Source organism: Aurantiacibacter sp. KMU-128, from assembly GCF_056933515.1.
In genome coordinates this window covers 1985761-1999532 of the sequence record NZ_JBXORT010000001.1, presented here as the reverse complement: position 1 = coordinate 1999532, position 13772 = coordinate 1985761, and the positions used below count along the sequence as shown (strand labels likewise).

Genomic DNA, 13772 nt, shown 5'->3' with positions numbered 1-13772 from the left:
GAGTGGTGCGAAATGCGCGTAGACAGCGATCAATTGGTATCGGCTTTGGCCGCAATCCGGGACGCAACCCGGGTTACGGATTTGCAGCTGCTGTCGCTTGAAGCTGCCGAGGTGCTGGGCATTTGTCGCATTTATTCCGTCGCGCCCTTGGTTCGCGATGCGCGGGCGGAGAAAATCCTGTCCAATCTTGGCTTTCCGCGCGTCTGGGAGCGACATTATCGCGCGCGGCTGGCACCGCTTGATCCGCTGCCGGTGCTCTCGCTCGACTATCCCAATGCCTTCCGTTGGCCCGAAGATGTTCCTGCCAACAAGCTGTCAGCCAAGCAGCACCGCTATATGCAGCTGGCGGCAAAATGCGGCTTTCGCCGGGTCGTGGGGACGGCGTGCTATGGCCCGCAGGGACGGGCGATTTTCTTTGGAGGCGGTTGGGACTCAGAAATCCCTGCTTCCGAAGCGGTGCTGCTGGCGGTCCACCAGATCGGCCAGACGGCCTTCCAGCGCTATTGCACCATCGTGCGCGCGGACATGGAGGTGCCGCCTATGTCCAATCGCGAACTGGATGTCTTGCGTCTGATGTGCCGGGGCAGCAGCAATCCGGAAATGGCGCTGGCGCTGGGCGTCTCGCGTTCCTCGATCGACGCCTATATCCGCCGGATCTTCGCCAAGCTGGACGTGAACGACAGGACAACGGCCTGTGTCCGGGCCCTGACCCTTGGCTTGATTGCCAGCGAAGAAGTGGAACGACTTGTCCGCCGTGCACGGCGGGAAAGCAGCGAAGCGGGTTGAAATCGCTCGAAATTTTACAATTTCCCCACAATTTGTAAAACAGAGTAAAATATTGAAATTAAAGCGATTACGTGACAAGACTTGTAAAATCGCTTCCCCTATAGGCACGTCCAGAGGCGCTAGCGAGCTTTCGGGTCGCACCGTGGGATCGACCTCGCGTCTCGGCGTCCCGGTGCCCACAGCCGGGACGCCAAACCATCGTGTTTCCGTGGCGGGCCGCAATGCTCGCTGGAAGACTGGACGCCTCTCGAACCATCCCCCCGGTTCGAGGGGCGTTTTTTCATTGCGAGCACGAAAAAGGCCCGCCTCCGATAAGGAAGCGGGCCATTGTTTTGTCTGGGCTGGCGGAAACCGCCTTAACGGACGCGCGGACCGCCAAACGGGAGCGGGGGCGGGGGACGGCGCGCACCGCGCGGCAGCTGTGCCTGATACGCCCGGCCGCAATGTTCCACGCAATAGGGGAAGCCGGGATTCACTTTCTCGCCGCAGAAATGGAAATCGGGTTCGCCCGGATGCCCCATCGGCCAGCGGCAAACGCGGTCGGACAGATCGAGCAGGCTGGTTTTGTTGGCGATTTCCGGGCTCGGCTTAGCGGGCACCAGACGGCGCGGCGGCGCTGGCGGAATTGGTGCCTGCTGATCGCCTGGACCCTGCCGGAGAAAACCGCCCGGACCATAGGAGACGATCTTCGGCAAATCTTCTTGCCGGTTGGGCAGCGGCTGGCTTTGGTTGGCAGGAATACTGGGAGCGGGCGCCGGTGCGGGGGCGGGCTTTGTGGCGGGTTTTGCGGTTGCCGGAGCCGGAGGCGCCTTCGGCGGCGCGGCCTTCTTCGTCACCGGCTTGGCCGGTTCGGTCTTCTTCTTCGACGCGGGCTTCTTTGCCTCTTTCGCCTTTACCGGGCTCGGGCGGGCTTTCAGTCCCAGCCGGTGCGCTTTGCCGATCACAGCATTGCGCGACACGCCGCCAAGCTCTTCCGCGATCTGGCTGGCAGTGGAACCGCCTTCCCACATCTTGGTGAGCGCCGCGATGCGTTCTTCAGTCCAACTCATAAAATCCGTATCCATTCATGCGCTGCGCGGGAAGGGCTTGCCCGCGCCGAAATTCTTGTCAGGCCGCTTCGCAACCGATAGGCGGCGCTTCCATGGCGGAAAACACATCGCAAATGACGCGGAGCACGAGCACCGGCGGACGCAATTTCCCTCCCAAGGGAGAACCGCAGATCACCGGTTTCAACCGGATTGGCCTGTGGTCGCTCTATATTAAGGAGATACGCCGGTTTCTCAAGGTGCAGACGCAGACGATTTGGGCCCCTGCGGTCACCACGCTGCTGTTTCTGGTGATTTTCACCGTCGCATTGGGGCGCGAGGGGCGCGAAGTGCTAGGCGTTCCTTTCGGAACCTTCGTTGCGCCGGGCCTCATCATGATGGGCATGATGCAGAACGCTTTTGCCAATTCCAGCTTCAGCCTGCTGTCAGGCAAGATGCAAGGAACAATTATCGACCTGCTGATGCCGCCCTTGTCCAATGCGGAGCTGATGCTCGGGATCGTTGCCGCGGCGATCACCCGCGCGGTGATGGTGGGCGGCACGGTGGCGCTGGCTATGTGGCTGTATCCCGGCGTCACATTGCAAGCGGCGCATCCGTGGGCGATCGTCTGGTTCGGGCTGATGGGGGCGGCAATGCTGGCCATCATCGGATTCCTCGCCAGCATCTGGGCGGAAAAGTTCGATCACAATGCGGCGATCACCAATTTCGTTGTCGCCCCGCTCAGCCTGCTATCGGGCACATTCTACGTCATTTCGGATCTGTCACCGCTATTCCAGGCGATCAGCCGCGCGAACCCGTTCTTCTACATGATTTCCGGCTTCCGCTTCGGCTTCCTTGGCGAGAGCGACATTGGCAACAGCAACGAAGCAGTGCTGGGGGCGGCGATTGGCGTGGGCGTGCTCAATTTGGTGCTAGCCGTCATCACCTATCAGGTGCTGAAAAGCGGCTGGAAGATCAAATCCTGATCTTAGATCAATGGGTCAGGCTGCGGCGAAGCTGGTACTTTCCGCCACGAAACGCCTCGAACAATTGCGAGACCTGCGGGTGGTCGATCTCTTCGCCTACAGTGTCCATCAGCAGGTTCTGCTGGCTGACATAGGCAACGTAGGAGCTTTCCTCGTTCTCCGCGAGCAGGTGGTAGAACGGCTGATCCTTGCGCGGCCGCATTCCTTCAGGGATGGCTTCATACCATTCGTCCGAATTGGCGTAGACCGGATCGATATCGAATATCACTCCGCGAAAATCATGCGTACGATGCTTCACCACGTCGCCAATGGCAAAACGGGCGCGCGCACGAAGCGGAGCGGCGGGAGAACCTCCGGGGCGGATCGAAACGAAAGCTTTGCGGTCCATATCCGCAAATATAGGCGGGCTAAGCGCCGCAACAAGCGAGACCATGCGGCAATCACCCGATTTTGCGCTGTGTGTGGCAATCAGGGACTTGGCAAGTCCCCTGCGAAAGGCTAACCGCGCGCTTCCCTGTTCGACCGGGGAGCCTTCCGCCTGCCACTGCAGGCCCTCGCGGAGAGGTGGCAGAGTGGTCGAATGCGCTGCACTCGAAATGCAGTATACGGGCAACCGTATCGAGGGTTCGAATCCCTCCCTCTCCGCCACTGCTTAAGTCAATGATATAGAATGATAATTGGGTTCGCCAGAACCCCGCAGAACTGCGCCATTCCGCACCCATTCCGGTACCGCAGAGAACCTGGGAAAACCATCATTGCGCGCCAGAATGGAGAGTTTCTCTCCTCGCCCTTTTGGCGGTACGGGATGTGAGTTTGGTTGATGGCTTAGAGGCCGAACATCTCGTGCTGATCGGACCAGCTTGTTGGGAGTTCGAGGCGGCGGAGCCGGTCGGCAGTTATCGACACCGGCTGGGTGCCTGCGGTGATGGCTTCGATGATTCGAGGGGAGAGAAATGCGAGCCTGACAATGCGGGTGACGTAAGAGGCGGTGACATCATTGTCGCGCGCGAACTGGGCAACCGACCTCCGGCTCGATACTATTTCGTCCCACCAGGCTCTGCCCTGCTGGATGAGTTGCAGGAGCGTGGGATCGACCTGCCGGTTATCACTACGACCGTCGGTATGAACGAGTTGGAGTGCCATGCCTGTTCGCTTGAGACTGACGTGGACCACGAGCTCAGGGTTGCGAGCAGCCATGGTGGCAGGGATGCCCAGCTCGGAGCAAAGCTCGGCTGCATCAAGCGTTATAGTCAGCCTCTCGGATGAGACCTGCACGCGCTCAATGAGCGGACGGATTGATGACACCTTTTTCCTGCGAATGCGCGAGATCAGATCCTCAGCTTTGTTCGTGAGCGTCGAGAAGCTGTAGGCCGTAAGGTCAACACCCATCTGTTCGATCAATCCAAGCGGCTGCTGAAGCTCGCTTGTCAATCGCTCGATGACCGTTCCTTCGAGTTCCCTGGCAGGTATCCTCCAGCCATCGTTCGTGCTGTCTCCATAATGCTGGAGCGACCTGCTGACATAATAGCGATAACGCACCTTTCCCTTGCAGGCATGGCTGGCAACCAGCGGTTCGCCGTTCTGGTCGAACACCTTGCCAGCGAGCAAGCTGGGTGACCGGATCGTCGCTGCGCGCTGCTCGCCTTGCCGGTTCTCCCCAAGCTTGCACTGAACGGCGATCCACAGCTCGCGCTCGATGATGGCATCGTGCTGACCCTTGTAGGTTTTGCCAGCGTGATGGATTTCGCCGACATAGATCGGGTTGGAGAGGATCTTGTAGATCTGCCCGCGGGTAAAGCTGCCGCCGCCGATGATCTTGCCTGTGCTGAGAGTGCGCCGTGGGACCTTGGCCTGTTCGTTTGCCAGCTGTTCAAACACCAGTCGAACATTACCGAGTTTGCGGTAGCGCCCAAACAAATCGCGGATAAGCTCAGCATGCTCATCGACTATCCGCAGCGATCGTCCATCCGGTTCGTAGCCCAGCGGCGGTATCCCGCCCATCCACATGCCTCTGGCCTTGGAAGCTGCGATCTTGTCGCGGATCCGTTCGGCGGTCACCTCGCGTTCGAACTGCGCGAACGATAGCAACATATTGAGCGTCAGCCGTCCCATGCTGGTGGTGGTGTTGAACGACTGGGTCACCGAGACAAAGCTGACCTCGGCCTTGTCCATGGTCTCGACCAGCTTCGCGAAGTCGAGAAGTGAACGGGTCAGGCGGTCCACCTTGTAGACGACCACGATGTCGATCCTGCCAGCGCGGATATCGTCCAGCAGGCGCTGAAGGGCAGGGCGCTGCATGGTCCCGCCAGACAGGCCGCCATCATCAAAGCTTGTGTCGATCAGCGACCAACCCTCGGAGGCCTGACTTCTGATATAGGCCTCGCACGCTTCGCGCTGCGCATGGAGCGAGTTGAAGTCCTGCTCCAGACCCTCCTCGCTCGACTTGCGGGTATAGATGGCGCAGCGGACCTTCTTCACGCTGCTTTGGCCTTTTCGCGTAAGCCGAAGAAGGCAGGGCCTGACCAGCGCGTTCCGGTGATCGCCCGGGCGACCTCACTCAGCGAGTTCCATTGGCGATCGTTCCAGATGATCTCGCCATCGTCACCGATGGTCACCACATGGACTTTGCCGCCATGCTCGCGCGCCAACCGCATGCCGGGCCTGATGCTGCGAGTGGTCGCCTTGCCGCTCGTGCCCGCGTCGAGCGCTTTGCTCGTCTTGCGTGACAGCTTGCCCAGCGTCCTTGCCTGCAGCTCATATCCGACCGCAAGGCGCAGCAGGGCTGCGCTGACATTGGGGGCTGGTTGACCGGTGAGCTTTGCCCACCGGTCACCAAGCTCAGACTTGCCGAGCTTCTCAAGCGCAGCAAGCTGCTCATCGAGCATGGTCATGCCTCAGTGGCCGCGCTGATGCGGTAGTGTGAGACCCCATCCACCGCCTCGCGCTTGATCGTGTGGCCCTTCTTTTTGAGGCCGGTCATTGCAGCGCGCGCCGTGTGGGCTTGCCATCCGGTTGCGGCCACGATCTGGTCGAGCGTGGCGCCTTCTGCGCTGCTCAGCATGGTAATGACTTTGCCGATTTTGGTCTCCCGCCGCAGTGTATCTGCCTCGATGGTCGAAGTGGGTTCGGTAGCTGCTTCCTGTGCCGGTTTTGGCGTGCGGGCGTAGCGGCGCTTGGGCTTACTGCTGGTTGTCTTTGTCATCGGTGGTTCTCCTTCACAGAAGCAGCGACATACTGCTCCCACCACCGCAAGCCCCGCGAGTTCGAACTCGCCGGGGGGCTGCACCGCCTGAGCGGTACAATTCAGTGATGACACCAATCCCTGACTTGGCTTCGAAGTCGAATGGAATGTGCCATTCTCAGCCTGCATGTGTCGATTGCAGCCGGTGCAGAGACGATGCAGCCGCAGCAAGGTCGCCAAGCGCCGCTGCCAGCTCGGAAAGCTCGGTCAGGCGTTGCTGCTGCATCCCTGGATGGCTGGGCCACTCGCGTGCGAGACCGGGTGCTGCATCCTCGACCAGCCTGCCAAATTTGAGAACCAGTGCAGCGATCAGTTCGTTGTGCAGGTCTGAGTCAAAGGTCGGCATGACCTGCACATGGCCTAACCCGCGCTGAAGTCGAGACGCAGCTTTCTAGCGTTGGCTGCTTCGCGCCCTAATATCGGACGTCAAACCCACCCATTGGAGTTGCCAAAAGCGGCCGGAACGAGGGGTGATGATCGATTGCTACCAAAATTCATCGCAAGTAGAAATAGTCAACTAATTTGACAGCTGCTCTCGCAGGACTTGCGAAGCGATCCCGAAACCTGTGTTTGAGAGTCTAAAGCGTCGCGCACCCCCGACAGCTTGTGAATCGACTTCAAAAAGCGGTGAGTATTCTTGATTAAAAAAGCGGCTGACATTGTCTTTGTGCTTTGCAGGCATCTTGGGGAAATCAGCGGCGATAAGGTTCGCGATCTCGGTAGTGGTGAAGGAAGTGCGATCTTCTGTGAAATCCCATCTCTTCAGCAACGTCAGCAGTATCGCCTCTTCAAGGCCAAGGGCACCTACTTCCCGCAGATCATCTACTTTTTGCGCCTCTCGTGGACTCCCCAATTTGCCATCCTCGGCAATAGCCCCAACAGAATCATAAAAGTCAGGTATCGTGCGATGATTGGGAAGCTTGGTGACTCCCGAAAGCTGCGCTATTTTTGAAAGTCCCATCCGGTCCTGCTGCAGGTCGCGCCTACAAAATCTCTCGAAACTGACGATGTCACCCGGACGCATTCGAGCTTTCATTCGCTCAAACCTTTCTGCCGGCGTTGCTTCGATGAAAATGGTTTGAAGTTCCCTTCCCAAAACCTTCATCTCGTCTTCCAGATGGACCACCTCGTCGGGCGCTCTGAAACCCGAAACTACGATAGAGCTCCGGACGTACGGACGGATAAACTCAACCACTTTTTCTGCAGCTATAAGCGGCTTTTGAGCCAAGGCACTCTCTGCAAAATCACCAATCTCAATCTCAGCCTCATATCCATGCCTGAGATGGTAACAAAGGTGCATGAAATCGCTGGCTTCGAGATGAAGGAAGCCTAGATTTTGGGCCAGATACTGGCTTGCAGTCGTCTTGCCTGCACACGTCGGACCACAAAAGAGTATGGTCTTCGGACGGGTCTCTAGCGGGAGAGACATTTGCTCGGCGGACTTGGCGATTTCTCCCTTTGACGCAAGAAATTGGAAGAGCTTGGCGAACGCTTTTCGCCGAAAGTCATACTTGTCCGCCTGATCGATCGGCAGTGCTCCAAGAGGGCGATCAGAGCCTGTCGGGACAAACCATTTATTGAATGTTTGATTATCAAGCCATGGAAATACCAAGTTCGTATCGAAGTCTTGCTCGGAGTTGACGATATGACCGGACTGCGTTCCGGTGAAAGTGATAAATGGCTCGTTCACACCCCAAAGGCGTTTCTTGTTCTCAGGCACATGGAGCAGAATGTCGGATCGGACTTCGACAGTGCGACCCCGTCCTCTTGAATTAAGTTCAGCGTCGAGAGCCGCAAAGCCTATTTCACGCATCCAGTACTTAATGTCGACACCAGGCACCTCGGTTGCCTCGGTGCTAAGCGCATGAATTTTGACTGAGGTGTCTTCCAGTATGAATGGGTTGTTTTCAGGTGAAAGCTTGGCCTTCGCAAATTGACCTTTCGCGCTCTCATAAGACGCTTCAAAGATCTCATCGCGAGATGTCAGGCGAGGCTCATGGTAGCCAGCATGGTAAGTTCTCTCTCGAAAACCTACGATTGAAATTGGATACTGTTCGGCAATGTAGCGAGCATGAGCTAGCTTGACGTGGTTTCCGGTAAAAAATGTGAGCTCTCTTATCAATTGTATCTTACCCGTCGGCCCTCAGTTGAAGGCGATAGAGGTACGACGATACAATCGAGCTCCTCTTGTCGATCGCAAATTTTACGCAAGGCATCTTTTGATCCCATGGCGAAGATTGCCGGGCCGAGACTTGATAAACCAGAGCAATCAGCTCCCAGTTGCCTCACAGCCTCCCTAAGCTGCGATAAAGGCTCACCATACTGGCCAATCTCGGCTGATTTCCAATGCGTGGTCTGCATAAGCTCAACTCCTTCGCAGAAGCCATTGTAATCGGCATCGAGCGCGCTGGAATAGATATCAAACAGTGCGATGTAGGCGGCCCGGTGGCTTTCAGGCTCTGGAATAGGGGTTGTCTCAGCGAAGAAAGCGATCTCTTCAGCTTGAGATTTGGATGGGATACTCTTTGGCAGGCAAGCCACCATGCTCCAATTTGGCATGATCAGTCGCGGTAAGGTACTTGGCACTCGCGAAGCGAGGGCGCGCGATGAGGGCATATATCTCGCGTTATGACGAGCAACACCTAAATCCATGAAAAGACCGCCGTCAAAGTATGTTCGAATGCCGATCCCTGATGTTCCGCCTCTCCCAGACAATTTGACCAGATCATCTCTAGATAGATCATCATTGTTGATAAGCGACAGAGCTTCGATCGCTGCTAGTCGCAACGCTGTCCCTGACCCTAAACCAATGTGAGTCGGCAATTCCCCGGAAAACTGGATTGCGGCAGCGACTGTCCAGTTGCGAAGCTCCGCAGCTTCGGTCAGCTTCGTCCGCACAAGTTCAAGTTCTGCCTTTGAGAAGGCTCCTGGTCTGTTATCTGCAAGCGACAATCGTTCAGAAGCTTCGGCCCGGACCGTCGCTCCTAATCCAGCGACACCAAAACCAATCCCTCCATTCATGCGCCGAGCAGTCGCATGCATAGATATTAGGCCTAGGTGCAGCCTTCCATCGACCTCGATCGAAACCTCAGACCTTGATGGGGGCCGCATCCCACACATCCTGAAAGTGCTCCGCATATTTGCGCGCAAATGGAGTGGAAGCGGCAACATGGACAGCTGGTGCGTACTTACTCTTTTCACGCGCAAAGATCGGGCCAGCAATAAGGTGCTCATCGGCCAGAACGAAACTATGAGCTGCCTCGCCTTCAAACCGACCTAACTGCACCCGATCGGCATACCTTTTCTTCAACTCATTGAATTTTGGCATCAGGTCCACAATTCTATTTTGAGTACTTTGCGACAAGAACTCGTCGGTAGGTATTAGGAATCGGATAGCCAACCTCTTGTGTCTATCTAAAGCTTCAACAAGAACCTTGTTTTCACTTTCTAAATCTAGAAAATCCTCCACAAATCGGGTGCAACTCGCACCCATCACATCGACCCTTTCCCTACAATTCTTTATTATTTCGCGATAATACTCTTTATCGTGTCGGTTCTCTAAAAGATCGATCACCCCCAAGCGATCAAAATGGTCTACCCGCTGCAGGGGGCCGAGGACACTGAGAAACGTGACCAAATAAACTATGATACCGCTCGCAACACCTCCCATTAGACCAAGCAATTTGACGTTGCTGCTATCGACAACATACAGGAGATACCCCAGCAAACCCAACGCAAGTGTTAGCAGTCCTACGAACCACACCCAGCGAGGGACCTCATCCCTTATCTCAGTGAATTTACTCACTTCGGCCGCCCTACAAAAAGGAGTTCCTGCTTGCGCGTCTTGCTGAGAGCATGGTGATGATCCAACGTATGAATAGAGACATTCTCGAATGATGCTGTGAATCTAGCTCGTAGTTCATCAAAGCTGGGGTAGGCGTCCTCAACATATGACAGAACAACCAAAGATTGGCTGTGTGAGTCAATCAGTTCAAATAATTTTTCCCTGAAAAATTCTTTGCTCGACCATTCCTTCGACCAAACTGGTTCTGCGATCATGCGGATAGGCGACACACTGTCGATCCGATCATGCCAGCATTGATAGTCCGCCAAGCCCTCCAGAAAATGATACTTCTTCCAATAACCATCGCGATTTCGAGATGGATTTTCACTTATGTAAGGGGGGTCGATGTAAACAAGGTCAAATTGATCTTCAATCTTTGAAGCGTCGAACCCAGCAGAGATCTCGATATTACCTCGCAAGCTCGACGAGCATTTCAGACGCGAAAGTTCTTCGAATGCACCCATCATGTGCACCGAGAACTCAGTTTCCCAAGTTTTTGCGTTCCCGAACGATCGCTTCACGTCGGAGTTAGTTCGCAGCGCGAAATTGGCTCTGTGAAATAGGTTGAAGGGCCGCTTCTTGAGGCATGCCTGATATAGCAGGTAGCGCAACACCGCTTTTTCGTACGAATGTTTGCGGGCTCCGATTGCATCTGCAAATCCATCGAGCCATCGATTTTCTTCATCGCTGTAGAAAATGCCCGCGAAGGTTTCTGAGATGAAACCTTCCCGCGGAACAATACCGTCAAGCAGGTCTTGCAGTTCGTGTCGACTTGGAAGCTCTCCGCTTGAGAGCAGCGCATGGGCGACGTCGTGGTTGAATTTAAAGCCATCGTGATAGCGAACGGATTTACCCATCATGCGCAGCAGCATGGACACGGATCCGGTCCCTCCAAATACGTCGAGAGCCGTTTCAAATTTCAAGGGAGCGATGTGCTGATAAATCCAAGGCAACAGATTTCTCTTGCTGCCATAGTAGCGTGTCCGAGGAACGCGCTTGAGCGCATCGCTCACGGGCTCGATCGAGATTAAAGACGGCTTCTCCGGTGTGTGAGATGCCGGGCCACAAACTGCCATTTCTCGAGACGAATTTTCTGACAAGGCTCTAGCTATCGATAATCCAATTTTAGTTAGCTGCTTAGACCAAAAGTTTCACCATAAGTCGAACTCGAACTTGAGGTGGGGCATCGATCATAGCTGCTGACGTGACCCCCAGCTTTCCCCCAGCTGGGATTAGAGCCGAGCGGTTGTTTTGCGCATCAGCGCGGTTGAAGCAGTGGGCTGCGTAGCGGAGCCCGTAGGGCGTAGCGAAGCAGGCCATTGCTTATCCAGTTCGGCGGCGAACGCCGCCGGTGTTGCGTAACCGAGAGACGAGTGTGGTCGCTCCCGGTTGTAGTCTTCCACCCAGGCCGCGATCTCGACCCGGGCATGGGCCATGCTCAAGAACAGCGTCTCATTCAGCAGTTCGTCCCGCATGCGACCGTTGAAGCTCTCGACATAGCCATTCTGCATCGGTCTTCCCGGTGCGATGTAATGCCACTCCACGTGCATCTCCCCACACCATGCGAGCACGGCATTGCTGGTGAGCTCGGTGCCGTTGTCGCTGACGATCATGACAGGCTTGCTACGCTTGGCTATCAACTCGGTCAGTTCCCGCACCACGCGGCGACCCGAGATCGACGTGTCCGGCACCGCCGCAAGGCACTCCCTGGTCACGTCATCGACCACGTTGAGGACCCGGAACCGTCTGCCCGAGGCCATCTGGTCGTGAACGAAGTCCAGGCTCCAGCGCTGGTTCGGCAGGGCCAGCACCGGAGCAGGTGCTCTGGTGCCAACAGCACGCCTGCGGCTTCGTCGTCGCCTTACCGCCAAGCCTTCCTCCCGGTAGAGCCTCTGGGTCTTCTTGCGATTGATCATTACGCACTCCCGGCGCAGCAGGATATGCAGACGGCGATAGCCGAACCGGCGACGCTGGTTGGCCAGATCGCGTAGCTTCTCACGTAGACCGGCATCATCGTCCCGCGTGGAACGGTAACGCACGGTCTTGCGATCAGCATCAATGACACGGCACGCCCGCCGCTCGCTCATCCCGTGGCACGCCTGGAGATGAGCGACCGCTTCCCGCTTCGCGGCGGGCGTCACCACTTTTTTGCCAGAAGATCCTTCAGTGCAGCCTTGTCCAGCATCGCATCAGCCAGCAGCCGCTTGAGCTTTGCGTTCTCGCTCTCGAGTTCCTTCAGTCGGCGGGCGTCGGACACTTCCATCCCGCCATACTTCGACTTCCAGTTGTAGATCGTCGCTTCAGATACACCGTGCCGACGGGCAAGTTCGGCGGTCTTCGCACCCGCCTCTGCCTCCTTCAGCACCCCGATAATCTGCTCTTCTGAAAACCTCGTACGCTTCATTGTCTGTCCTTCCTTCAAGGCCAGACTCTAATCCAACTTGGAGGAAAATCAGGGGGTCACGTCACTGCTCTAATCGCATATCGCAAGGTAGCTGCCTCTTAACCAGCGGGTCCTAAGTTCGAACCCTAGTACGCCCATCATTTTTTTGAAGGTGACGGCGGGAATTTGAGGCGGTGCAGGTGATCAATCCATTACCTTAAGCGCGCTACAAACGTGAACAGTCGCTACCCGTTCACACGCAGTCATCAATGACCCCACGCAATTGGGCAATTCGATGCTTCATATTTTGGACGGCGGAGTCAAACTCATTCGTAGATCCCAAGAGACGCCTGATATGTGATCGCCAAATCGCACTTCCCACAATTGCGCCCTGCAAGCCCTCATTCTTGGCCTTTGAGACTGCGAGGAGAAAAGAATCAAATTTCATTCCATCCGATCTCAGGAACCAAGGTCGTCTAGCCTCGTCGGGTATACCTTTCACCGCGCTCAGTGTTTCTTGAGAACAGTCGAGCTTAAACGCCGCAATTGAAGGAATGCTCGCGAACTTTTCGAGCACTTGCGTTCGTTCGGACACGCCGATGAGATCTTTGAAGTACGGTTCAAAGACAAACTGAACTTCGGAATAGTCTTTGATGCATTGGAGCGTAGCTGCAGAGGCCGATTCGCCGCATTCTTCGAATTTTAGCCCGAACTTCACGGTCGCTCTATTCGGAAATAGCGATAGAGCGGATTGAGAGGCACTCTCTATCTCACTAGCTAGGATGGAACCAGCGCGACGGTCAGGCATACCAATGATACAGTTAAGCCCGGCACGCGCACACTCAAGCTGAGAATAGCGATCATCATGACGGACAACAAACCCGTCGCACGGCAGTGTTCTAATGAGGGATCTCAACTTATTATGGAGCTCCGCCCAGGAGTCGAGGTCAAGCCCAGTCGTGTATCGTTTCAGGGTTTGCGCACTGTGGTCAATCGCAAGCACTATCTGATAACGAAACCAGTCACTTTGAAGCATTTTCAAAAACCAACTCTTGCCGTGGATCGTCTGGGAAGTTCACCTCGTCGAACAAGACTGTTCGCCCAAGCTTTACGCGATACATTCTCATGTCAGTCACCTCGGCCACGACATCGTTTGCACTAAACATCGAAGCAACAATCGGCCACCGTTTTTTATACGCTTGATAAGCAGACACGGCGGATTCACCATTGGCTTCGAATGCTGTTCCCTCGAATGAAAGACCCCTGACTTTCTGGCCGAGGCCAGCCAAGTCTAGGGACACGATCCCTCCCGCCACATACTTGTACCGACAAATATCAATTGAGTGTCGTCTAGACTTATTCGAAGTAAATACCAAATCCCCATTTTGTTCGTCTCTAGCGTACCACACATGCGTGACCCAAGATTTAGTACCATTCGAAGTCGAGAGATGCAGAAGCTTTCCCTCGAGAATATAATTGACGATAAGCTTCTCTAGTCTCTCCATTT

15 protein-coding genes and 1 tRNA gene are annotated in these 13772 nt (G+C 55.7%); 3 read left to right on the top strand and 13 right to left on the bottom strand.

Annotation, left to right across the window (positions count from 1 at the left end; genetic code table 11):
* Positions 1 to 81: 81 nt before the first annotated feature.
* The gene (locus ACS0VV_RS09770; protein ID WP_483532523.1) at positions 82 to 786 is read left to right on the top strand and encodes a helix-turn-helix transcriptional regulator; all 705 of its coding nucleotides are present in this window, start codon (positions 82 to 84) and stop codon (positions 784 to 786) included.
* 356 nt (positions 787 to 1142) lie between these two features.
* Here ACS0VV_RS09770 and ACS0VV_RS09765 read toward each other — a convergent pair whose 3' ends face one another.
* Entirely contained in the window at positions 1143 to 1835 is a 693-nt protein-coding gene (locus ACS0VV_RS09765) for a GcrA family cell cycle regulator (protein ID WP_483532522.1), read from the bottom strand.
* A gap of 113 nt (positions 1836 to 1948) precedes the next feature.
* Here ACS0VV_RS09765 and ACS0VV_RS09760 point away from each other — a divergent pair, with 113 nt between their 5' ends.
* A complete protein-coding gene (locus ACS0VV_RS09760; RefSeq protein WP_483532521.1) occupies positions 1949 to 2797 on the top strand; it encodes an ABC transporter permease in 849 nt (282 codons plus the stop codon).
* Between the two features lie 7 nt (positions 2798 to 2804).
* Here the strand turns inward: ACS0VV_RS09760 and hspQ are convergent, their stop codons facing one another.
* Positions 2805 to 3185: a heat shock protein HspQ gene (gene hspQ / locus ACS0VV_RS09755; RefSeq protein ID WP_483532520.1), complete on the bottom strand. Its 381-nt coding sequence runs from the start codon at positions 3183 to 3185 to the stop codon at positions 2805 to 2807.
* Between the two features lie 170 nt (positions 3186 to 3355).
* Between hspQ and ACS0VV_RS09750 the strand changes: the two genes are divergently transcribed.
* Positions 3356 to 3445 (top strand) — tRNA-Ser (locus ACS0VV_RS09750).
* Between the two features lie 177 nt (positions 3446 to 3622).
* Here ACS0VV_RS09750 and ACS0VV_RS09745 read toward each other — a convergent pair.
* From ACS0VV_RS09745 to ACS0VV_RS09695, 11 genes are all read right to left on the bottom strand, one after another.
* On the bottom strand, positions 3623 to 5275 hold the full coding sequence (locus ACS0VV_RS09745) for a recombinase family protein (protein ID WP_483532519.1): 1653 nt from the start codon (positions 5273 to 5275) through the stop codon (positions 3623 to 3625).
* Complete coding sequence (locus ACS0VV_RS09740) at positions 5272 to 5688, bottom strand: DUF2924 domain-containing protein (RefSeq protein ID WP_483532518.1); 417 nt, start codon at positions 5686 to 5688, stop codon at positions 5272 to 5274. Before ACS0VV_RS09740 ends, ACS0VV_RS09745 begins: the two co-directional genes overlap by 4 nt.
* Positions 5685 to 5999, bottom strand: a complete 315-nt coding sequence (locus ACS0VV_RS09735) for a DUF3489 domain-containing protein (protein ID WP_483532517.1) — start codon at positions 5997 to 5999, stop codon at positions 5685 to 5687. Before ACS0VV_RS09735 ends, ACS0VV_RS09740 begins: the two co-directional genes overlap by 4 nt.
* A gap of 157 nt (positions 6000 to 6156) precedes the next feature.
* Positions 6157 to 6384 (bottom strand): hypothetical protein, encoded by a 228-nt coding sequence (locus tag ACS0VV_RS09730; protein WP_483532516.1) that lies wholly within the window; start codon positions 6382 to 6384, stop codon positions 6157 to 6159.
* Between the two features lie 171 nt (positions 6385 to 6555).
* Positions 6556 to 8160 carry a non-canonical purine NTP pyrophosphatase gene (locus tag ACS0VV_RS09725; RefSeq protein WP_483532515.1) on the bottom strand — a complete coding sequence of 535 codons (1605 nt, stop codon included), beginning with the start codon at positions 8158 to 8160 and terminating at the stop codon, positions 6556 to 6558.
* A complete protein-coding gene (locus ACS0VV_RS09720; protein WP_483532514.1) occupies positions 8157 to 9149 on the bottom strand; it encodes a beta-ribofuranosylaminobenzene 5'-phosphate synthase family protein in 993 nt (330 codons plus the stop codon). Before ACS0VV_RS09720 ends, ACS0VV_RS09725 begins: the two co-directional genes overlap by 4 nt.
* On the bottom strand, positions 9127 to 9843 hold the full coding sequence (locus tag ACS0VV_RS09715; protein WP_483532513.1) for a hypothetical protein: 717 nt from the start codon (positions 9841 to 9843) through the stop codon (positions 9127 to 9129). The genes ACS0VV_RS09720 and ACS0VV_RS09715 overlap by 23 nt, the downstream gene beginning before the upstream one ends.
* Complete coding sequence (locus ACS0VV_RS09710) at positions 9840 to 10895, bottom strand: DNA adenine methylase (RefSeq protein WP_483532512.1); 1056 nt, start codon at positions 10893 to 10895, stop codon at positions 9840 to 9842. The genes ACS0VV_RS09715 and ACS0VV_RS09710 overlap by 4 nt, the downstream gene beginning before the upstream one ends.
* A 219-nt stretch (positions 10896 to 11114) precedes the next feature.
* A protein-coding gene (locus ACS0VV_RS09705; protein WP_483532511.1) for an IS3 family transposase occupies positions 11115 to 12286 on the bottom strand; the annotation gives its coding sequence in 2 pieces (ribosomal slippage) (positions 11115 to 12034 and positions 12034 to 12286; 1173 coding nt in all).
* Between the two features lie 232 nt (positions 12287 to 12518).
* Positions 12519 to 13073, bottom strand: a complete 555-nt coding sequence (locus ACS0VV_RS09700; RefSeq protein WP_483532510.1) for a hypothetical protein — start codon at positions 13071 to 13073, stop codon at positions 12519 to 12521.
* Positions 13074 to 13287: 214 nt separating this feature from the next.
* Positions 13288 to 13770, bottom strand: a complete 483-nt coding sequence (locus ACS0VV_RS09695) for a hypothetical protein (protein WP_483532509.1) — start codon at positions 13768 to 13770, stop codon at positions 13288 to 13290.
* Positions 13771 to 13772 lie beyond the last annotated feature (2 nt).

Bases quoted from the DNA above. Each gene is read 5' to 3' on its own strand.
- ACS0VV_RS09765 (WP_483532522.1), bottom strand. From the start codon at position 1,835: ATGAGTTGGACTGAAGAACGCATCGCGGCGCTCACCAAGATGTGGGAA.
- ACS0VV_RS09760 (WP_483532521.1), top strand. From the start codon at position 1,949: ATGACGCGGAGCACGAGCACCGGCGGACGCAATTTCCCTCCCAAGGGA.
- hspQ (WP_483532520.1), bottom strand. From the start codon at position 3,185: ATGGACCGCAAAGCTTTCGTTTCGATCCGCCCCGGAGGTTCTCCCGCC.
- ACS0VV_RS09740 (WP_483532518.1), bottom strand. From the start codon at position 5,688: ATGACCATGCTCGATGAGCAGCTTGCTGCGCTTGAGAAGCTCGGCAAG.
- ACS0VV_RS09735 (WP_483532517.1), bottom strand. From the start codon at position 5,999: ATGACAAAGACAACCAGCAGTAAGCCCAAGCGCCGCTACGCCCGCACG.
- ACS0VV_RS09730 (WP_483532516.1), bottom strand. From the start codon at position 6,384: ATGCCGACCTTTGACTCAGACCTGCACAACGAACTGATCGCTGCACTG.
- ACS0VV_RS09720 (WP_483532514.1), bottom strand. From the start codon at position 9,149: ATGCGGCCCCCATCAAGGTCTGAGGTTTCGATCGAGGTCGATGGAAGG.
- ACS0VV_RS09700 (WP_483532510.1), bottom strand. From the start codon at position 13,073: ATGCCTGACCGTCGCGCTGGTTCCATCCTAGCTAGTGAGATAGAGAGT.
- ACS0VV_RS09695 (WP_483532509.1), bottom strand. From the start codon at position 13,770: ATGGAGAGACTAGAGAAGCTTATCGTCAATTATATTCTCGAGGGAAAG.